Origin of the sequence: Pseudohaliea sp. (genome assembly GCF_040217025.1) — a bacterium.
In the GTDB taxonomy this organism is placed as follows: Bacteria; Pseudomonadota; Gammaproteobacteria; order Pseudomonadales; family Halieaceae; genus Pseudohaliea.
In genome coordinates this window covers 1,261,645-1,282,146 of record NZ_JAVJOA010000008.1, presented here as the reverse complement: position 1 = coordinate 1,282,146, position 20,502 = coordinate 1,261,645, and the positions used below count along the sequence as shown (strand labels likewise).

Here is a 20,502-nt window from a genome sequence, read left to right as displayed (position 1 = left end):
ATACACTGGCATGAAGGTCTATGCCCTCGATTTCATGCTGACTGACCAGGCAACGGATATTGGATAGGAATAATGCCGTGTCCGTAATTCCAGTCAGTGGACAGTTTGAGTTGTTCCTGTCTGGTGACGAAATCCCAAGGCTGATGTTTAAGAATTCCGAAACCGACTCAGAGGTTGCGGGATTACCGTTTGATTTACTTGCGCTGTTCAGGCAGCTATACACGCTCTCTTGCAGTCAGAGCCTGCCTCGCTGTTACTCGATGCAAACGAAATCCGGTGTTCATTTATTGTATGCCTGCAGCAACGAACTGTTTCTCGGCGTAAATAAATCTGTAGTACCCCCCACGATGCCGCTCTCTTTCAGTTGCGAAGGGCTTGTATTACTGCGGATGCGCCTCAAGGGTACCGTGCAAGAGCACTGGATGAAGACCACACGTGTCTCAAGTAGCGTTGAAAGCAGTTTTCTCGGCTACGGTGGTGGCATGATTTCGCAGTTCTATGTTGATCAGCAACAGGGGATTTCCGGAGTGACTGTCGCCTTCACCCCCGAGACAGTGAGGGAAAAGGTGAGCGGTCGTCTGAAAGACGCCGTCGCTACTCTGTCGGCTGCTCTGGAATCCGATCAGCCAGATGCGCACCTGTTCCCCTTCGCACACAACGCGGCCATGCTGTCCTGCGCAGAGAAGCTGTTGAGTTTGTCGACTGATAATCCGGCGCAGGAGTTAATGGCTGAGGCTTTGGCGAACTCTCTGCTTGCTGAGGCGTTGATCGCCTTCGATAGTCGCAACGAGTCTGCTACCAAGAAAGGTCTTCGCTTACGCGAGAGCGACGTCGTTAAGCTTGGTCTGCTGAGGGATTATTTGACGGAGTCGCCCCACTTCGGTGATACGCTGGAGCAACTCGCGAGAACATATGGCTTGAACCGAAACAAACTCACATTGGGGTTCAAGGCTTTGTTTGGAAAGTCCATCGCCCAATACCGTGTGGGCGTCAGAATGGACAAAGCCAGAGATTTATTGTTGAGAAACTACCCGGTCGACCATGTTGCCGAACGGGTTGGATATACCAACCGCAGCAGTTTCACCAGGGTATTCAAAGAGTATTTTGGCGTTCCCCCCAGTCGCATTCGCTCTGCTCCGGCAAACCCGATCCGCGACAGTATTAGGACTCAGTCCTAACGTCTATTGCGGTCACATATACTGCCCGGTTCCAGGAGCTGAAGAGATTCTCGCTGACACCCGCCGCGCCACATTATAAGCCGGCTGCTTTAGTAATGATGAAATGTAACATTTTCAGTACGATCCACCCCCCCGGGTTTCCCATCAAGAGTTACAGTGATTCAAACGACAGGAGCGTTCCTGAATTCTTTCAAACCTCATAAGAAATTTAACTACAACGGGAAAGAATACTGTGGCTCACACTACCTCTGGATCGAAAAGTTATCTCATTTTGGTTGGAGGGCTGATGTTGCCGTTGGCTCCAGCCAGCATAGCCCAATCAGCGTCACTCCAATTGGAAGAAATCGTGGTCACTGCTCGACTCAGGGAAGAGTCCGCATCCAGTATAGGACAATCGATTTCAGCCTACTCTGGTGACAAAATCGCAGAGAGAGGTATTGCTGACATTGCTGACCTTGTGCGTGCAACCCCCGGGCTAGATTTAATCGATCGGGGTCCAGGTCGCAGTCTGCCGTCCATTCGGGGTTTATCTCTGACCACCGGGGTTCAGGATGTTTTGCAGCAGAATACGCTGATTACCCAATTTGTTGATGGCATTGCTATGACGTCGCCTACCCAAAACCAAAGCGACCTGCCGTTGTATGATCTGGAACGGGTCGAAGTGCTGAAGGGTCCGCAGCCGACGTATTTTGGCGCAGGTTCAGTCGGAGGAACTGTACGCTATCACTTGAAAGATCCCTCTTTGGAGCAACTCGAAGGTCGACTCCGAGCCGAGATGTCGCAAACCGACAGCAGCGATGACTTGAACTACATCACTGACGGCTCAGTCGGCATTCCACTGATCGAGGGGGAGCTGGGTATTCGTCTTACGGCTTTTCACAAAGACGACGCTGGCTTCATCGATAACATAGATAATGGCATTGATGATATCAATTCGTCGGACATGTCGGGTGGTACTGCTGTTCTGCTTTATGAGCCTAATGATGCGCTGAGAGTTCGGTTAAGCGGCGTTCATCAACGGGGCACCATACAAGGTACTCGAATAGTAAATGGCGATCCCGCTGATTTGACGCAGGGCGGAGGGCCAATCCCGTTCTTTCCCGGGGCAGATGTAGTAGACGATGAGATGTCGATGTTTTCGGGTACGGTAAGTTACACCTTCGATTCGTTTGCACTTGAAAGTGTCACCGGGTATTTTGGCCGCAAATTTGACCAAACATTCACTGATCGAGACCAAACGTTTCGTGTTTTTCCCTTTCTTTATCCTTTTGATGCAGTAGCCAATCCCGCCATGGCAATCAACAATGCAGAGGATGAAAACTACTCACAGGAATTCCGAATTATCACCAACTTCGATTCGCCCTTGAACTTCCTTGGTGGTATTTACTACGAAAATACCCGTAACCGCGTGATCCAGGATCAGCGCTCCACGGGCTTTTTATCTCTAGCACCCGGATTTGATGATGTTTATTTCCAGGCCGATGTTGAAATAGATGGTGAGCAGCTCTCCGTGTACGGGGAACTGCAATTGTCTTTGATGGAAGATCGCTTGCGATTGAAAGGGGGTGCACGGCACTTTGATCAGAGTTACGTTACGCCTTTTTCTGGCGGCATCAAGTTTCCAGTCGCTCCCGGTTTTTTCCCTTTCCTTGCAGTTGAGGCTTTGGCTGGAGCAGAGCAGTTCAAAAACGACATTAAAGAGGTTTTGCTGCGCGCATCGTTAGAGTTCAATTTGAACGAAGACTCATTGCTCTACGCGTCCTTTTCCGAGGGCGCTCGGAACGGATTGATCAATAGTCCGGCGGTCATCGCCTTGTTTGGCCTCGACCAATCCAGGTTTGCGACTTATGGGCCAGATTTTGTAGATGCCTATGAAGTAGGTTTTAAGAGCTCATTTCTTGATGGACGCTTACAGCTCAATGCTGCAGCGTTCTTGAACGAATGGGAAGATATTCAGAATACCTTGCAGTTAGGCTTCACGGCCGTAACCGATAATTTAGGTAAGGCTGAGTCTAAGGGGTATGAGCTAGATGCCAATTACTTGCTGAATGACAACTTTTCTCTGTTTCTTGCGTTTAACCGCACCGACGCGGCTTTCACGGGTGATACCCTGATTGCGCCCGCCCCAGATGGCACTTGCGCAACAGTTCTGGGAGAGTCCTGTCGTATTCCGAACGTGCCAGACAAAACCTTTAATGCAGGCGTCGAATTTAGACAATTAGATATCCTGGGCTCGGCCGACTTTGTAGCTAACGCGACCTATCAATACGTTGGCGACGCTGTTTTCGGCAGTAATGTTCAGGTGCCAATCGATGATTACGAAATTGTCAACCTGAGGGCGGGAATTGAACTGGAGAACTGGTCTGTGATGTTTTATGCCAACAACCTGTTTAACGAACTGACTGAAGTGTTCGTCAATCCATTGCTGAGTGATTCTTACGTCAACAGGCCTCGAACTGTTGGCGCCGTACTCCGTTATAACTTCCGGTAGCGAAAACAATCTTTCGCAATTTTTTTCTCCGTGGCTCACCGACCATAGGTCATGCTACAGAGTGAATGCCTCCGTCAGACTCTCGGGAATCTGCTTCGCTGGTGCTCTACCAGTTCCTGTTTGAACATAGCACGGCGATGCTGTCGAGAAACTACCCGGTCGATCTGGTTGCCGAACGGGTTGGATAAACCAGCCGCAGCAGTTTTGTCATGGTATTCAACGGCCGTTTTGGCTTGCCCCCCAGTCGCATTCGCTCTGCTCCGGCAGCTCCGATCCGCGAGAGCACTAGGACTCAGTCCGAACGCGTGAGGAAATCGATATGAGGTTTACACAGCTGGCTACCGGTCTGTTTCTGGCGATAACGACACCGCCTTGCCTGGCCGAGGAGTCAACCGGCGATGTTCGAGAGATTCTGCAGAATATTTTTCTGGCTGACACTAAGACTTTCCATATTTATTCACGTAATACGGATACCAACTACTAGGTGCGGGTGGCGACGCCCTTGTCTACGAGTCTTTGGGTGACATTGGCGGTTCCGTGCCCGCCGAGCACGGTATCGGTACCGAGAAAATGTCCTGGCTGTCGCTTAGCCGCACGGCCCAGGAGATCGAGATGATGCGCCTGCTGAAGCAGTCGCTGGACCCCAGAGGTATTCTCAACGCCCGGTGTGTGATCCAGTGACGCCAAATGTCGGATAACTTCAAAACCCCGCTTCAGTTTATCGACGAGTTGGAAATCCGCTCCCTTGACGATGGCGCACGCCTGGATTTGGAATCGTTGGCAGAGTTCGAGTGAGACTCCGCACTCGATAGGATGATGAGTGGCATGGCGACCGCCGCGGAACAGCTCGGTCGCCCTGTTGCCTATCATATGAGCTTTGGTACGGGCGGAGAGTCCATCTTCTGTGTTTTCCCCGATGGTAGTTCTGACTACCAACCACGCTGTGAAGGCAGGCCAGGTTGCCCAAACCGTAGAATACCGCTTGCGCCACTATTGCCTGTACCGACTGCAGCTTCGAGGCCGCCTGGAAGAGGATATCGGTGAGGAGCACCTCTCCCACAGGGGTTGCGACAGCTCGCTGATCTGCGCGGGACATCGAACGGCTCACGGATATTCGCCAGCATATGGATGCATCCCTGGGTGCGCCCCACACCATCGATGCGTTGAGTCGCTGGGGAGGTCTCAACCGGCGCAAGCTGACAGAGAATTGTAAACTCCTCTTTGGCTGCACGATAGGAAACTATCTGCTGCGCAGCCGCATGCTCGAGGCCAGTCGGTGACTGCAAGAGGGAGAAGCCGTAAGCCACGTCGCTGAGGCAGTCGGGTATCAGAGCCGGACAAATTTCAGTCGGGCGTATACCCGTGTCTTTGAGATTGGGCCATCAGAAACTCAGCGAAGCGGGCGTTAGTGTTATTTAAGCGACCCGGTTGAGACAACTGGCTTAATAAGTGCCGATCTGCGACATTTTTGTGACGCGTGGCGACCTACTGCGGAGGGGGCTGCTTTAGCATCGGTTTTGTCCCAGTTCTACAGACTCCCCTGCACAGCGAGGATCCCAGATGGAAAACAACAATAGTGGTAGGCAATTGCGGTTTTCAGCAGCGTCCGGGTCGCTCGCCTTTGCGATCGCTGCTGCCAGCACACCGGTCTCCGCGCAGACCGGGGACGACGCGGCCTCGGTGAGGAGACGATCAATGCAATCTGGGAAAAACAAGTGTTTTGCCGCAATAGCAGCTCTTGCCTGCTCGAGCGCTAGCCCGTTCGGTCATGCACAAGGCGCTGAGGCGTCTGCAGGCAGCCCGAGTTCAACTGGTACACCGATCCTGGAAGAAGTCGTTGTCAGCGCGTTAAGACGAGGGGAAGCGACTGCTCTGATGGACACGCCGCTTGCAGTGAGTTCGATGTCGGGTGTCCAACTTGAAGCGGAGGGAATTACCTCTGTGATGGACGCCCTGCGCTTTTCCCCGGGCGTCAGCGCCCTGGATGTTGGTGCTCAGGGTTCCGCTGTGGCGATCAGAGGAGTCTCAGGCACAGTAGGAGATGCGACGATTGGATACTACCTCGATGATCTGCCGTTCACTCGTGTCGGACAGAACGTCTCGCCCGACTTGAATCCCTATGATCTTGATCGGATCGAGGTTTTGCGCGGCCCGCAGGGGACGATCTTCGGGGCTGGCTCCGTCGGCGGCACTGTGCGCATTCTTACCAAGGACCCAGTGCTGAACGAGCTGTCTGGTAAAGGGACCGCCGCCTATTCCGAGACTTCCAGTGGTAGCAATGGCAACAGATTCGCGGGCGCGGTCAATATACCCTTGGTTGACGACACATTGGCGGTCCGGCTGGTGGCGTCTCAAACAAACGCACCTGGCTACATAGATCGGCCGTTGCTGGGAATCAAAGACTACAACGAAGACGAAGACACGCAGTATCGGGCGAAGCTTCTGTTTCGCCCCAATGATGCCTGGACGCTGAAAGCGTCTGCGTGGCACACGGAAAACGACAGCTACAACGTGGCGGCAACCGAAGACTTCGAGATGAACACGGCTTGGTTGCAAACTGACCCTGCAACCTTCACTCCGGACTTTACGGTCCCGCCTATTCCAGCGCCTCCAGAATGGGCAATTGCGCTTAACGAGACGGACATCTATAACGTTTATCTGGAGCGAACGGGGGACAGTGTACTATTCAGCTTCTCATCCTCGTTTCTCGAAAACACCTCCTTCCAGACTTACGATTTTATTCCTGTAGCTGGGCTCTCTCTCGATTTCGAGAATGAGACGACTGCGCACGAGTTCAGATTGGCTTCGTTGGGTAGCGGCCCATTCAGCTGGAACGCTGGGGTTATCTATCTGGATATGGAGATGACCCGCGGAGGCACGACCACGTTCTTCTTATCTCCAGCAGGGACTGAGTTCCCCATCGAAACCGATCGAGCTCGTCAAACGTCGGAGCAGTGGGCGGTTTACGGTGAGGGTGCTTACGCCTTGAGTGATACCTGGGAGCTAACACTCGGTGGCCGCTTCGTGACAGATGATCGCGAGATAACGGACCTCGCACCGGCGGTTGTTGCGGGTCTAGAAGCGGCTGGCATACCAGTTACGCGGTCAGAGTCCTTTGACCAATTCACGGGGAAAGTGAATTTGGCCTACAGGCCAAGCGATTTTTCTATGTTCTATGCGCAGATCTCGCAGGGGTTCCGCGCGGGACCCCCAAACTCTGGAGCTGCGATTCTACAGTCGACCGCGGACGGGTTCGATATACCCGTGATAGCCGCGCCTGATGAAATGGTTTCCTATGAGCTGGGGGCGAAGATGACGCTTCTGGATGGTGACCTTCTGCTGGAAGCGGCCCTATACCGCTGGGACTGGGAGGACATTCTGACCCTATTGTCCTACGTCACTAACGCCGGGACATTCCAGGGCTACACGGCGAATGCTGCGGAAGCACGTGGCCAGGGTATAGACGTAGGCATTACCTATGCCGGTATTGAAGGACTCACGCTCTCTTTCTCTGGTAACTTTGGGGAGAACGAGTATTTAGAAGATCTGCCGGAGGCCGGTATCGTCGACGGCGATCCCTTTGTTCTTGCTCCTGATGTTACATGGACAGCGACGGCCGCATATCGAATTCCTGTTGGTCGCTATCAGGGCGTTGTGCTTTTGAACGCATCCTATCTGGATGAGCGCACTGACTATTCGATCGGTTTTAGCAACACGTCGGACGAGACGACCTTGGTCAATGGGCGCATTGGTATTGAGCGCAACTCATGGGGGCTCTTCCTTACGGGGGAAAACCTGCTTGACGAGGACGGCAGCCTTGGCCAGCTCGCGGCGGGAGCGCAGTTTGGTCTGCCACAGAATCGCTATAGACCGCGGACTATCGGTATCGAGTTTAACCTTAGCTTCGAATAGTCGAGGGCGTGGACTACATGTACAGCGGCCGATGGGCGCAGAAAGCGGTGCCTGCGGTACAGGTGGACGGCGGCAAGATGACTCTGGAGGACCTTGCCAGCTACCAGGTGACCTGGGGCGATCCCGTCTCAACCGATTACCAAGGCTATATGGTCTACGGGGACGGGCTGCCCTACATGTGGATGCAGCCGGAAGATCGCCGCTACTCCTAGGGCCTTTGGGTCGGCATCGCTCGAGACCCGAAGCCCGGCGAGCTCAGCGCTGCCAGTCACCCGTATACCAATGGCCAGGCGCTGGCTATCGATTGAGCTGATACCGGAGGAGAGCATGAGTCACCCTGGGGTTGTAGGCCTGCAAGAGGCGAGGTCTGACAGTTGCTCACCACCACAATTCCATGGTGTACAAGGGGAATCATCGTATACCGACGTTGTTCGCATTGGGAAACCAAGCGCTCGAAACTTGCTCGTGTTCACGAGTGGCACGCACGGGGTTGAGGGGTATTGCGGATCAGGCATTCAAGTCGGACTTCTGGAACAGGGTTGGTTTGCAGACTTAGGCGACGACATCGCCGTATTGATGATTCATGCCGTTAACCCACCAGGCTTCTCGCATAACCGCCGGGCCAACGAAGACAATATCGACTTCAACCGAAACCTTCATGACTTCTCGCAGCTTGTTCCGGAGAACGAGCACTACGCGGTGCTACATAGCGCGATTCTCCCTGAGGAGTGGGATGGTCGGACAAAATCCCATCCGGATGAGGTTCTGAAAAGGTTTGCTACTGATCATGGTCAAGACGCACTGCGGGCAGACAACTGGTTGTCTCCCAAGGGAGACGTTGCAAACGATCAAGGGCAACTGATAAAGCGGCAGGTTCGAGACACATTTTATTGTGACGCCGAATGCGATGCGATGGTCTACCGACCGCTCGCTGATATCGGCGGCTCAGTATCCGCCGAGCACGGCATCGGTACCGAGAAAATGCCGTGGCTTTCCCTGAGCCGTACGCCTCAGGAGATCGACATGATGCGACTGCTCAAGCAATCGCTGGACCCGAAAGGGATTCTTAATCCCGAGCGGGTGATCTAATGATTGCGTCACACGTTTGCGGACTACCTCCGTTTGTCGGTCGGTAGCTCGGTCATTTGGTCATGCCTCTTGCTCTATAGCGCTGAGCCGTCGCCCGCAAGAATTGCCATTTGGGGTGGCTATCGGCGTTCCAGCGCTTCGAGGAATACCCTGTTACCCAATTACCGGCTTGCTAGGCATCCCAGCAAAGGTGAAGTGCCTTCGGCTGCCTGAACTCGTAGCCTACGATTTTTGGCTCGCTGTCAGCAGAACGCCGAAGGTGGGGTAGCGAGGCCAATAAACCGTTGAGCGCGATGCTCGCTTCAAGCTTGGCAAGATGCGAGCCCAGGCAGTGGTGGGGACCGACGGCGAACCCCACGTGAGTGCGTAGATTGGGGCGGTCCATATCGAAGCGTTCCGGATCCGGGAACACTTCCGGGTCGTGATTGGCGGCGGCCAACATGCAGTTCACCGTATCCCCGGGCTGAAATTCGACGCCGTCCAGCTCTACGGGCTTAGTCACATGCCGGGTGGCTGACTGCACGGGCCCTGACCAGCGGACTACCTCGTCGAGGAAGCGTATCAAATCACTGGGCTGTTCCTTCAATCGATCTACCAGATTCTCTCGCTCGGTGAGCACGTAGAGGCTGTTCAGAATGAGTGCCTCCACCGTGGAGATACCGCCAAAGAAGATGATTGACGCATTGCGCCGGATTTCCTCATCACTCAGGGGCGCGGGTTCTTCGCAGGCCAGCATCTGGCTGAACAGTGAGTCGTCGGGCGCGGCCCGTTTGGCATCGAGCTGCACCTGCAGGTAGTCGTGGAATTCGCTGACCTTCTCTCTCGCTTCGGCACGCACCGACTCGTCCCAGGTAAAGTTCGACAGCGCCTTCTCGAACGCGTTGTACCAGTCTCGCAGCAGGTGCTCTTCACTCGTCGGTAGCCCGAAAAGGCTGAGCATGCTCAGAATGGGCAGGCGGCTGGCGAAAGCTGCCCGCAGGTCCGCTTCCCCCTGGTCCCTGAAGCCGGCGATCAGGCTGTCGACATGTAGACCGATGGCTGCCTCCAGGCGTTCCTTCACGGCCAGCGGGCGGAACAGAGGCATAAGGGGTTTCTTGTAGCTGTCGTGCTGCGCGCCTTCGGTGGTCAACATATGCTCCCCGAAGGTGTCCAGAATCAGTGAGTGATCGGTGCCGGCGATGTAGTTCTCCGTGTCCAGCAGCACTGCACGCACGTCCTGGTGGCGGGTAATCAGGTACATCCCGGTAACAGCGCACCAACTGACGGGCTCGTCCGCCCGCAGCAGGCGGTAGGCCGGATAAGGGTCATGGTCGAGTTCGTCCAGGGTGATCTGACTGCCCAGAGGGAAGCGTTCGCTGAGGTTCATCGATAATCTAACTGCGCGACATTTGGTGTGGCAGTGTAGGCCGAAATAACTGACTTTATGCTTCAAATGCAGCATACAAATTGAAAAAATTGGCACATACTTTCATAAAGTTTTTGATTCCGGTGGAACGAGTCATGAAGGTTGATCGACAGCAGGAACGAATACTGGTCGAACTGCAGCTCGACGGGCGCATTAGCAATGCCCAGTTGGCGGAAAAAGTCGCGATGTCGGAATCTTCCTGCCTGCGCAAGACCCGAGCACTGGAAGAGGCAGGGGTCATTGCCGGCTACCGGGCAGACGTGGACCCCAAATCCCTGGGCCTCAAGGTTTCCGCCTATATCCTGGTGAACCTGGATCAGCGCTCGGAAACCGTGACCCGCGAGTTCTTTGAGGCAGTGGCGGCCGAGCCCAGGATCGTTGAGTGCGTGGCGTTGACCGGGCAGCACGACCTGATGCTGAAGGTCGTGGCCAGCGACATCGATGATCTGGCAGACCTGACTATGGGTGGCATCCTTTCCTACGCGACGGTGAAGGACATCGCCTCCTGCGTCGTACTCAAGAACATCAAGGCCGGAGCCCCGCTGTTGCCGCGCTCCGCGTGAAGATATCAGGGATTATTGGCATCTCAAGCGCGTGGCTCTTCGCCAAAGCGCGCGCTCAGAGAGTACCCAGAAAAAGGCGCGTCTCGGCAAGTTACCTCAGACAATCACCGGGAGGATTCAGACGTTTGTACCGCGTAAGGTGTTACAGCATGCCTCTCAGTAGATAGACTGCCCGCCAGTTGAACAGGATTGATCTTGCATGCCTGACAATCTGACAACCCAGCTTCAGCTTTCGGGCGAGGTGCACGTGCGTGGCCTCGATGACGGCTTAGGCCCGGGTTTTGAATCCCTGCCGGCGTTGAAGACTTGCTCCGGGCTCGACCAGATTGTCAGTCACATGGTGGCTGCCGCTGAACAGCTTGGACGCCCCGCTGCCTATCATCTGGACTACGGAGCCGGTGGCGAATCTTTCTGGTGTGCCTTCCTCGACGGTAGTGCCCTGATCACCAACCATGCTGTGAAGACTGGCAAGGTCGCCATGGCAATAGAGTACTCCCTGCGCAGCTATTGCCTGTACCGGCTGCAGCTTCGCGGCCGTCTGGAGGAGGATATCGGTGATGACCATCTGTTCCGCACCGGGAGCAGCAGCTCGTTGATCTTCGCGGGGCAGGGGATTCGCTACGGTTTTTCGACATCCAGAGACGAGCCGGTGCACAGCGTCGTCGTCAGTTTCCGGCCAGAACTGCTCGCAGAATTTATCCCTGCCGAGCAACTGGAGGTCCTGAAGCTTTATCGAGGAGGAGTTCCCTCCGGTGAATCACAGTTTTTCCAGGTTCCGGTATCGGGCAACGCGCTGGAGTTGGGGGAAAAACTGCTGGCGCTGGACCTGGCGTCCCCCACGGCGCGCATGCTGGGCCGGGGCATGATGCTGCAGCTTATCGGCGAGGCAGTGCTGCAGCTTCAGCGACAAATTGCGGTGCCGCGGGAGTTCGTACGCCTGCGCCAGCGCGATATCGAGCGGCTCAACGCCATTCGAGAGCGGATGGATTCGACATTGAGCGCGCCGCACACGATTAAGGAACTCGGACGTTGGGGAGGGCTCAATCGGCGCAAGCTGTCGGAGGGCTTCAAGATCCTTTTCGGCACCACCGTGGCTAAGTACCTGTTGATTCGGCGTATGCAGGAAGCGCGGCGCCTGCTACATCAGGGCGAGTCTGTGCTGGCCGTTGCCGAGGCCGTCGGCTACCAGGACCGGACCAGCTTCAGTCGCGCCTTTCGCCGGGTGTTCGGGCATAGCCCGACGAATTCGCGAAGACGGTAAATTCCCTTCGGACAAGATTAGTTGCTCTAAATGAGTCGCACGATTTAAAAAGTGCCTTACTGCAACATAATCGTGCTGCTTGGCATCTAGCAGGAGCCGGCCTGTCGGTAGTCTATAGCTTTGCAAATCCTGGACAAACCATAACTAGAGGCGCCACAGTATGAATCTTCCCCGAACAACGCTCCATTCAGTAGTCAAGACGGTCATCGGCACTTTGGCGGCGTCGACCGCGGCATTTTCCGTGCCCGGGCATGCCCAGCAATCCAGTGCTTCGGCTCTCGAAGAGGTCATCGTTTCGGCGCGCTACCGCGAAGAAAATCTGCAGGACGTTCCCGCCTCTATCCGAGCCTTCTCCGGCGACGACCTGGCGACGCTTGGGATCAACAGTGTAGGCGACCTGTCCCGCCTGACGCCGAGCCTGAATGTGCAGGAGCGCGGGCCCAACCGGAACGAAATGAACATCCGCGGTGTGTCGAACTTCCTGAATACTCAGGACCTGGTGCCCTCCGCACGGCCAGTGGGTATTTATCTGGATGAGGTGCCGGTCAACACACTGGGCGGCTCGCAGGTTGATATCCGTAATTACGATTTGGCACGGGTTGAGATTCTTCGCGGTCCGCAGGGAACGCTGTATGGAGAAGGCTCTAGCGGCGGCGCGGTGCGCTACTACTCAAAAGATCCCGACAAGACCGCCTTCGGGGCAGGGTTTGAAGTCGAGGGCGTATCCGTTGATGGTGGCGGCAACGACGTTGGCGCGCGAGGTTTCCTGAATATCCCCCTCGCTGACGGAAAGGCGGGTCTGCGCCTGAGTGGCGGACGCTATGTCATGCCAGGGTTCATCGATGAAATAGGCGGCGAGGATGACCACAACGACTTCGAGGCGCTGAACTTTCGCGCGGTGTTGGCTGCCGATTTCAGCGATAACTTCTCCGGTCGCTTGATGGTCAGTCATGACGACTCCGAACTCGGTGGCCTGGGTCTGGCCACCGGTGATCGGGTGACCAACCTGCCGGTTAGCGATGGCCAAATCGATGACGAGTCACTGGTCGCGAGCCTGAAGCTCGACTACCGCTTCGATGCCGGCACGCTGTCGTCTATTACCGGGTATTTTGATCGCGAGCGCGACCGCAACACCTACGATCAGATCTACTCGCTGATCAATTCTTTTGTGACGATTCCTGTGGGGGGCTTTTCGGATCGCGCCTTCACCACGGATGCCATCGCCTATGAACAGTTCACACAGGAGTTCCGTTGGGTGAGCAGTCTTGACGGGCCTTTGCAGTATACCGCGGGGCTTTTTTACCGAGATCTGTCGTTTGAACTAAATAACGTCGACGTCTGCAGCCCGACGCATGTGCTGGTCGGCTACCCGTCAGAGTGTACCTTAGACTTTCTCCCAGTTTTGGGGCTCCCTGTTCCCGCGCTGCTTGCTACTAACGACGGTCAGCAAATTTCTGCTTTCGCCGAGGTGGAGTATGCGCTGTCAGAACAGTGGACGGTGATCGGTGGTTTGCGCTGGCACAGGGAGGACCTCGACGTTGTATCTAACGAATCCGGGTCACTATTAAACTTGCAGCCAGTATTGCTTCCAGCGATCTCCGAGGAGGTCAGCATTGAGGTTGTGCTGCCAAAATTTGCGCTTGAGTACACTCCTTCCGATGACCTGCTTATTTACGCGCAGTATGCAACCGGTGCCCGGAACGGCAACATCAACTCATCAACCACGCTCGCTGCCATTGAGCTTTTCGCGCCGGGCGGCAGCGCGGGTCTTGAGTCCTACGATGAAGACAGCACGGATGCCTACGAGCTGGGACTCAAGGCCACTCTGTTGAACGGCAAAGCAACGTTTAACGCTGCGGTTTTCTACACCGACTACAAGGATTTGCAGGTGTTGGTGTCCACGCCACCGCTGGGTTTTGCCGTGATTTTGAACGCCAGTGAAGCCAGTTCCACCGGTTTTGAAGCCGAGTTTTCCGCCGCATTGACCGACAACCTTACGGTCTTTGCCGGCGGAAACTACACAGAGTCGGAGTTGGATGAAGATCTCCTGTCGAACCAAATTACGGGGGAAATCACTGAGGCTGGCACAGCGTTACCGAACGTGCCGGAGTGGGCCGCGAACGCAGGCTTCGAGTATTCAGCGCCGGCCTTTGACGCCACCAACTGGTACGTTAATGGCAGCTGGGCGTATACCGGTGCTTATGACACGGCGTTGGGCCCCAGAGGTGTGACGCTTGGAGAGTTCTCCGTTTTCAACGCCGGTGTTGGCCTGCGCAGTGACCGTTGGTCTGTTGATCTGCTGATCACCAACCTGACAGACGAGTCGGAAATCGTTGCTGAAAACAACTTCGACCGGGTTCTCGTGGACGCAGGCCTGCCGATTCCTGCAGGTGACACGTTCAACGAAATCTTCCTGTTGCAGCCGCGCACCGCGCGCCTCGCACTGCGCTACTCATTCTGACAGCTGATACGGTCTGCGCTGTTGCCCGTGGCAGCGGCGCGGACTTCTTGCTCAGCTCCCCCAGTTCACCAGGGAGATAGCTATGGCATTGACCAGAAAGTTGCTGGCTGTAGCAGCGCTGGGTGCTGCACTTGGCGGCTGTGACGCCAGTAGCCAATCCGGTGACCGGGAAGGCTCGGTTCAGGCCGGCAGCGCTGCCGCATCACAACCTGATACGGCGGCGGCATCAGACCTCTCTCCAGCGCGGTGGCCCGCGGGAGAGCTGGATAAATTCCTCGACATGGAAGACGTTGCCTTTCCCGGCAATCCTGAGGCGCGCGGCTATGGCGGTGCCATTTCCGGTAGCTTCCATCCCCTGGCTCAGCGCGCCGGCCTGGAAGCGTTGAAGCAGGGTGGCAGCTCGGTGGATGCCGCAATGACCGCGGCCATGGCCCAGGTGACCCTCGGGGGCGGTGCGGTGGTCAGCTTTTTCGGCATTATGAGTATGGTGCACTATGACGCCGCGAGCGGCCAGATTTCCCACCTCGATGCGGGCTGGAACACCATTGCCGGTGAAGACGACCCTATGAGCATCCCCGGGGAAATTGGTGGCTACGGCGATGCCCTCTATGGCACCGGCGAACCCAGTGGTCGTACCGCCCTTGTCGGCGGGTTTATGCGCGGGGTCGAGGCTGCCAGTCAGCGCTTTGGCAAGCTGCCCTTCGAAGTACTGCTTGAACCATCGATCTATCTGGCAGAGCAAGGGATTCCTTTCGGCAAGCAACTGAACGGCTATCTTGAGCCGCGCAAGAATGATCTCGCGCGCCTACCTGCAAGCAAGGCCGTGTTCTCTCGCCCCGACGGCGAGTGGCTGCAGCCGGGCGATACCCTGCGGCAGCCGGCACTGGCGAAGACCCTGCGTGCCATTCAGGCCGGGGGCGTTGACTATATGTACACGGGGCCATGGGCGCAGAAAGCGGTGGCTGCGGTGCAGGCCGACGGCGGCAAATTTACGCTAGAGGATCTTGCCAACTACGAGGTGATTTGGGGCGATCCGGTTTCAACCGATTACCGGGGCTATACGGTCTACGGGAACGGCCTGCCAGCTTATGGTGGTGTGAACATGCTCGAGGCGCTGAATCTCGGAGAGGCCGCTGGCATTCTGGAACTGGGGCATTGGTCCGAGAATCCTGAAAGCTTCCGCCGCGTCTCCGAGTTGCTCAATGCCGGCAATATTCCGTTCATCCGCGCCTTCGCACCCCAATTGCTGACCGAGCAGTACCCGGAATTCGACTTCTCGCCGCAGGCGCGCCTGAGTCAAGAGCATGCCGATAAATTGTGGGCGCAGATCGCCGCCGGTAATGGCCTCAGCCAATGGGCGGATGGGGGCACCAAGCACTCCGACACCGTGGTAGCGATCGATCGATGGGGCAATATGACTGCGGTCACGCACTCCATCAACTGTGTGGTGTGGGGCAAGACCGGCATCATCGTCGACGGCGTTTCTATCGGCGACCCCGCGGTCAGTCAAAAGGCAATTATTGCCAAGGCCGGCCCGGGTAACAGACTGCCAGGCGCTATAGAAATCGGTCTGGCCTTCAAGGACGACGAGCCAGTGCTGGCCTTCGCTTCCATGTCCATGGGCCTTCATCTGGAGACCTTTCAGTCGCTGACCAACGTGCTGGGATTTGGCATGACGCCGAAGCAGGCACTGGACGCGCCGTCTATCCTCTCTCCGCAGATCGAGAGCATCAGCGATATGAGCAGCCTGTCGCAAACCGTGCGGGTAATGGAGGGCGAGTTCAGCGAGGAGTTGATGGAAGCGACTGGCCTTCCCTACAAATGGATGCAGCCGGCAGATCGCCGCTACTCCCAGGGGCTATGGGTGGGTATCACCCGGGACCCAGAGACTGGCGAACTCAACGCCGCGAGTCACTACTACACCAATGGTCAGGCACTCGCCCTGGAGTGATTTCTGAGGAGAGTCTTTTGAACCTTGCACTGATCGCTGGAACCTTGGCTGCGGCCCTGCCGTTTGCCGCGCTGGCAGCCGGTGACATAACGGCAGCGGACTACATCGCTGCAGAGCCACTGCTGGAGGGTAATGCTGGTGAACTTATTAAGAACGCCAGTATTCGCCCCAAGTGGCTGCCTGACGGATCTGGGTTTTGGTATCAGCGAAGCGGCGACAGTGGGCCAGAGTTTGTTCGGGTCACGTTGCCAGAGGGCGACAAGCGTCCGGCGTTTGATCATGTGGCGTTGAATCAAGCACTCGCAGCAGCGTTGGGGGAAGGTGTCGGCTTGTCCGAGCTGCAGTCTCCATCACCCGACGCTACGCTGAAGCTATTGTCGGCGACGCATGAGGGGAAAGCGGTCAGCTGCGATCTGTCCGCATCTCCCAGCTGTACTGTCCAGGCTATGGATCTGCCGCCGGGGGGGCGGTTGCTCTCCCCCGACGGACGTGTTGCGGCCCTCACCCGGGATCACAACCTTTACCTGCTAGATCTTGAGACTGGTAAAGAGCGCGCGCTGACCAGTGACGGCGAAGCCTACTACGCTTACGGCAAGTTCCCGGATGCGGGCCTGCTCGCAGTGCAGATCAAGAAGCACGGCCTGACCTTTCCGCCCTTTGGCGCACAGTTTTCCCCCGATGGTCGTTATTTGTTGGTGCCACGGGTTGATGAGCGTCAGGTGTCTGTCACACCGTTCGTGGAATGGGTGCCGACCGACGGCAGCCTGCGGCCAATTGTCCACGAGGTGCGCACCCAACTTACGGGTGATTCGAAGGATAAGTCCCCCATTCAGGAACTCCACGTGTGGGACCTGCAGACGGGTAAGCATGTCGAGCTCGAAGTTCCCGCGGGATACGCAACGGGCGGCTTCTTCAGCCACATAAGCGGGTGGAGCCTGGATCGCGGACAGGCCTACCTGATCGCAAGAACCCTCGGTAGTCGAAATCAGGCCCTCTTGCGAGCGGAGCTCAGTTCCGGCGAGGTGGAGATTCTCATTGAGGAGGCCAGCGACACCAAATTGAAAGCAAACTCCGTGGAGTACAACGTTCCGAATATTCGTGTGCTGGGTGACGGCGCTGAGGTCATTTGGTTCTCGGAGCGGAGTGGCTGGGGACATCTGTATCTCTACGACGCACAGACTGGCGATCTGAGGAATGCGATCACCGGCGGGGACTGGCTGGTGCAGGATATTCACCTCGTCGATGAAGCCGCCCGGGAGATCTACTTCACCGGTGGTGGCAGGGAGCCTGCGCGGGATCCCTATTATCGTCACCTGTACCGGGCGTCCCTGGACGGTGGGGAGCCTGTGCTGCTGACGGGAATAAACGCAGACCATGATTTCCCTGCGCAGAAGAGCCCGAGCTTCACAGTACTGTTTGGTCTCCCCGATGCACCGGCGCTGATCAACACTGAGCAGGACGTGTTCATTGACACCTGGTCTACCGTTAGTGAGCCACCAGTGACGGTATTGCGTTCGCTCAAGGATGGTGCCCTGATTGCTGAGTTGGAAACAGCGAACGTTGATGCGCTTTTAGCTGTTGGCTGGAAGCCGCCTGTCCGCCGGGCTGTAAAGGCGGCGGATGGTAAAACCGATATCTACACAGTTTACTGGGCGCCCCAGAAAGTGCTGCCGGACGGCAAGCATCCCGTGATTGACGCGGTGTATGGAGGGCCCCAGGTCAGTGTGGCGCCCCGCAACTTCGTTGATGTAGTGCGCTCTCGAGTAGCTTCAAACCAGGCAGCTCTTGCTCGCCTTGGGTTCGCAGTTGTAACAACCGACGGCCGAGGAACGCCGCTGCGCAGCAAGGCCTTTGACGATGCTGGCTACCCCGAATTTACCCAGTTGGGGATCGACGACCACATCGCGGCCATCGAACAGCTGGCATCAGCGCACGACGAGATGGATCTGGAGCGCGTCGGCGTCTTTGGCCATTCCTGGGGCGGCACGTTCTCGGCGCAGGCCATCCTTTCCCGTCCTGAATTCTACGACGTGGCGGTCTCTAGCGCCGGTGTGTACGACTATGCGGCACTGTATCCCGGATTCGAGCCATTTACGGGAGTGCCCGAGTACGCTGACGGCAGTATCTACCGTGGTAGCGCGGCGGAGAAGCCGATGAACTGGGCGCCATTGGATATCACTGCTCTGGCCGATCGTCTTGAGGGTAAGTTGATGATTGCCTACGGCGATATGGACGAAAACGTGCCCCAGAACCAGGCGTTTCGGCTGGTGGATGCGCTGATCAAGGCGAACAAACCGTACGACCTTCTCTATTTGCCAAACCGTACGCATGGCTTATCGGGGGACAAATACTTCCTACAGCGTCGTTTTGACTATTTTGTTGAGCATCTACTCGGAATAGAGCCACCCGATGTCGATCCCTTCGATGTTGGGAATGGCGCATCTTTTTGAATCATGAGGTAAGTAATGGACAGACGTGCATTCCTTGGCGCTGCTGCGATGGCCGCGGCGTCCCCGTGGCTGGCTCGGGCCGCCGAGAAAGCCTGGCAGCCGGCGCCGAATCGTATTCGCGAGGCGCTCCTCGAGCAGGCCCGCTTCCAGGGTTACAAGCAGGGAGTGTCGGGCAACAAGGGCGTCGCCGTATCCACCCATCCGTTGGCGACCAAGGCCGCCATCGACGCCATTAAGGCGGGCGGCAATGCCGTAGACGCCATCTGCGCAGCAGCGCTGATGCAGACAGTGGTGGAGCCCCACATGACCACCATTACCGGTGTGTTTTCCATGCTGTACTACGAAGCCGCCACCGGGAAGAGCTACTACATCAACGGTACCAATGCGCGGCCCCTCAATTGCCCGGACCTTGACCTGTCAAAGATGGCGCAGGAAATGGGCACCGCCGATTATGTCTGTGTGCCTGGGTACTGGGCCGGGTGGCAGGGCGCTCACGACCGCTTCGGCAAGCTGTCCCGCAAGCGGGTGATGGCGCCGTCCATTCACTACGCTAGGGAGGGCTTTGAGATACACCCGTTCCTGTTCGGCGAGGTGTTTGTCGAGATCGGCAAGATCGCCTCTCATGCTGAAGGGCGTGAGGTCTTCATGCCCAACAAGACCATCGTGCAGCCTGGCGACAGGCTCTATCAGAAGCGCTACGCGGATCTGCTGGAGCAGTTATCGGAAGAGGGCTCGGGCTACTTTTACCATGGCGGATTTGCAGAGAAATTCTCGAAGGTGATTCAGGCAGCGGGCGGCAGCATCACGCCCGAAGACTTCGCGCAATACGAGGCATTCTGGGACGAGCCGGCGAAAGGCGCTTACCGCGATTACCAGCTACTGGCTTCGCCGCCGCCCGATTTCGGAGCCACAGACGTGGCGGCGGTGTTGCAGATACTGCAGCACGCCGATATCGGCAAAATGGGGGCCGCGTCGGAAAGTCCCGAAACATGCCATCTGATGTTCAAGGCGCTGGACGAAGTATGGGCCGACACATTGCAGGCCAACCATTCGGGGGAGCCGCAACACTGGCAGCAGCGCCTTGACCCGGATCTGGCGGCGCGTCGTTACGAGAAGCTTTCGAAGGGCCCGGCTCGCAGTCCCAGTGACGTGCTCAAGGTTGCGGCAAATATCTCGCAGCAGAACATCGAGGGGGTGACGACGGGGAGTAATCATCTATCTGTCGTGGATGGTGAGGGTAATGTCGCTACCGTACTCCATTCATGTATGGCGTTGCCCTGGGCGAACGGCCTGTTCATCGACGGCACCAGTATCTGCGGCTCCGGTGTGCACTATTCCTCGGGTATGCCTGAGCGGGGCGCCCACTTCCATTCCCGTATTGTCCCGCTGATGGTCCTGAAAGATGGCAAGCCTGTGATCGCCTGTGGCTCGCCCAGCGTTTCGCTATACGAGAACCTGGTGCAGAACGTCACCAATATCATCGACTGCGGCATGAGTATTGAGGAGTCGGTGAACCGCCCGCGCTTTGGTGGGAGTTGGGGCATGCCAGCTCGCTTGATCGAGCAGGATATGGGCGCGCCCGTAATTTCAGCCCTGATGGAGAAAGACGACGTTGCGCTCGATATCGTCAATCCACGTCAATGGCTGCATGGTTCCTTCGAAGGCATACACATCCAAGACGGCATGACTCACGCCTGTGGCGATCCGCGTCGCACCGCGGTGGCGATGGCGGTGTAGCCGG

At 56.7% G+C, this 20,502-nt stretch carries 14 protein-coding genes; 13 read left to right on the top strand and 1 reads right to left on the bottom strand.

Annotated elements, in window-relative coordinates; all coding sequences use genetic code 11:
- The first annotated feature begins 77 nt into the window (after window positions 1–77).
- From RKE50_RS09980 to RKE50_RS09950, 7 genes are all read left to right on the top strand, one after another.
- Window positions 78–1,178 carry a helix-turn-helix domain-containing protein gene (locus RKE50_RS09980; RefSeq protein WP_350036255.1) on the top strand — a complete coding sequence of 367 codons (1,101 nt, stop codon included), beginning with the start codon at window positions 78–80 and terminating at the stop codon, window positions 1,176–1,178.
- A gap of 232 nt (window positions 1,179–1,410) precedes the next feature.
- A complete protein-coding gene (locus tag RKE50_RS09975; protein WP_350036254.1) occupies window positions 1,411–3,669 on the top strand; it encodes a TonB-dependent receptor in 2,259 nt (752 codons plus the stop codon).
- Window positions 3,670–4,185: 516 nt separating this feature from the next.
- Complete coding sequence (locus RKE50_RS09970; protein ID WP_350036253.1) at window positions 4,186–4,350, top strand: FAD-linked oxidase C-terminal domain-containing protein; 165 nt, start codon at window positions 4,186–4,188, stop codon at window positions 4,348–4,350.
- Between the two features lie 599 nt (window positions 4,351–4,949).
- Complete coding sequence (locus RKE50_RS09965) at window positions 4,950–5,078, top strand: AraC family transcriptional regulator (RefSeq protein ID WP_350036500.1); 129 nt, start codon at window positions 4,950–4,952, stop codon at window positions 5,076–5,078.
- A 151-nt stretch (window positions 5,079–5,229) separates the two neighbouring features.
- Window positions 5,230–7,581, top strand: coding sequence for a TonB-dependent receptor (locus tag RKE50_RS09960; protein ID WP_350036252.1), 2,352 nt, complete (start codon window positions 5,230–5,232; stop codon window positions 7,579–7,581).
- 8 nt (window positions 7,582–7,589) lie between these two features.
- A complete protein-coding gene (locus RKE50_RS09955) occupies window positions 7,590–7,793 on the top strand; it encodes a gamma-glutamyltransferase (RefSeq protein WP_350036251.1) in 204 nt (67 codons plus the stop codon).
- 70 nt (window positions 7,794–7,863) lie between these two features.
- The gene (locus RKE50_RS09950; RefSeq protein ID WP_350036250.1) at window positions 7,864–8,670 is read left to right on the top strand and encodes a DUF2817 domain-containing protein; all 807 of its coding nucleotides are present in this window, start codon (window positions 7,864–7,866) and stop codon (window positions 8,668–8,670) included.
- Window positions 8,671–8,842: 172 nt separating this feature from the next.
- Here RKE50_RS09950 and RKE50_RS09945 read toward each other — a convergent pair whose 3' ends face one another.
- Entirely contained in the window at window positions 8,843–10,036 is a 1,194-nt protein-coding gene (locus RKE50_RS09945) for a cytochrome P450 (RefSeq protein ID WP_350036249.1), read from the bottom strand.
- Between the two features lie 134 nt (window positions 10,037–10,170).
- Here RKE50_RS09945 and RKE50_RS09940 point away from each other — a divergent pair, with 134 nt between their 5' ends.
- The 6 genes from RKE50_RS09940 (at window position 10,171) to RKE50_RS09915 (ending at window position 20,498) form a co-directional block, all read left to right on the top strand.
- Complete coding sequence (locus RKE50_RS09940) at window positions 10,171–10,638, top strand: Lrp/AsnC family transcriptional regulator (RefSeq protein ID WP_350036248.1); 468 nt, start codon at window positions 10,171–10,173, stop codon at window positions 10,636–10,638.
- 199 nt (window positions 10,639–10,837) lie between these two features.
- Window positions 10,838–11,899, top strand: a complete 1,062-nt coding sequence (locus RKE50_RS09935; RefSeq protein ID WP_350036247.1) for a helix-turn-helix domain-containing protein — start codon at window positions 10,838–10,840, stop codon at window positions 11,897–11,899.
- Between the two features lie 160 nt (window positions 11,900–12,059).
- A complete protein-coding gene (locus tag RKE50_RS09930) occupies window positions 12,060–14,360 on the top strand; it encodes a TonB-dependent receptor (RefSeq protein ID WP_350036246.1) in 2,301 nt (766 codons plus the stop codon).
- 82 nt (window positions 14,361–14,442) lie between these two features.
- Window positions 14,443–16,311 carry a gamma-glutamyltransferase gene (locus RKE50_RS09925; protein ID WP_350036245.1) on the top strand — a complete coding sequence of 623 codons (1,869 nt, stop codon included), beginning with the start codon at window positions 14,443–14,445 and terminating at the stop codon, window positions 16,309–16,311.
- 17 nt (window positions 16,312–16,328) lie between these two features.
- Entirely contained in the window at window positions 16,329–18,761 is a 2,433-nt protein-coding gene (locus RKE50_RS09920) for a S9 family peptidase (RefSeq protein WP_350036244.1), read from the top strand.
- Between the two features lie 15 nt (window positions 18,762–18,776).
- Window positions 18,777–20,498, top strand: a complete 1,722-nt coding sequence (locus tag RKE50_RS09915; RefSeq protein WP_350036243.1) for a gamma-glutamyltransferase — start codon at window positions 18,777–18,779, stop codon at window positions 20,496–20,498.
- Window positions 20,499–20,502 lie beyond the last annotated feature (4 nt).

Excerpts from the sequence above, each read along its gene's own strand:
- RKE50_RS09960 (WP_350036252.1), top strand. The coding sequence starts at position 5,230 with ATGGAAAACAACAATAGTGGTAGGCAATTGCGGTTTTCAGCAGCGTCC.
- RKE50_RS09940 (WP_350036248.1), top strand. The coding sequence starts at position 10,171 with ATGAAGGTTGATCGACAGCAGGAACGAATACTGGTCGAACTGCAGCTC.
- RKE50_RS09925 (WP_350036245.1), top strand. The coding sequence starts at position 14,443 with ATGGCATTGACCAGAAAGTTGCTGGCTGTAGCAGCGCTGGGTGCTGCA.
- RKE50_RS09930 (WP_350036246.1), top strand. The coding sequence starts at position 12,060 with ATGAATCTTCCCCGAACAACGCTCCATTCAGTAGTCAAGACGGTCATC.
- RKE50_RS09950 (WP_350036250.1), top strand. The coding sequence starts at position 7,864 with ATGGCCAGGCGCTGGCTATCGATTGAGCTGATACCGGAGGAGAGCATG.
- RKE50_RS09945 (WP_350036249.1), bottom strand. The coding sequence starts at position 10,036 with ATGAACCTCAGCGAACGCTTCCCTCTGGGCAGTCAGATCACCCTGGAC.
- RKE50_RS09935 (WP_350036247.1), top strand. The coding sequence starts at position 10,838 with ATGCCTGACAATCTGACAACCCAGCTTCAGCTTTCGGGCGAGGTGCAC.
- RKE50_RS09915 (WP_350036243.1), top strand. The coding sequence starts at position 18,777 with ATGGACAGACGTGCATTCCTTGGCGCTGCTGCGATGGCCGCGGCGTCC.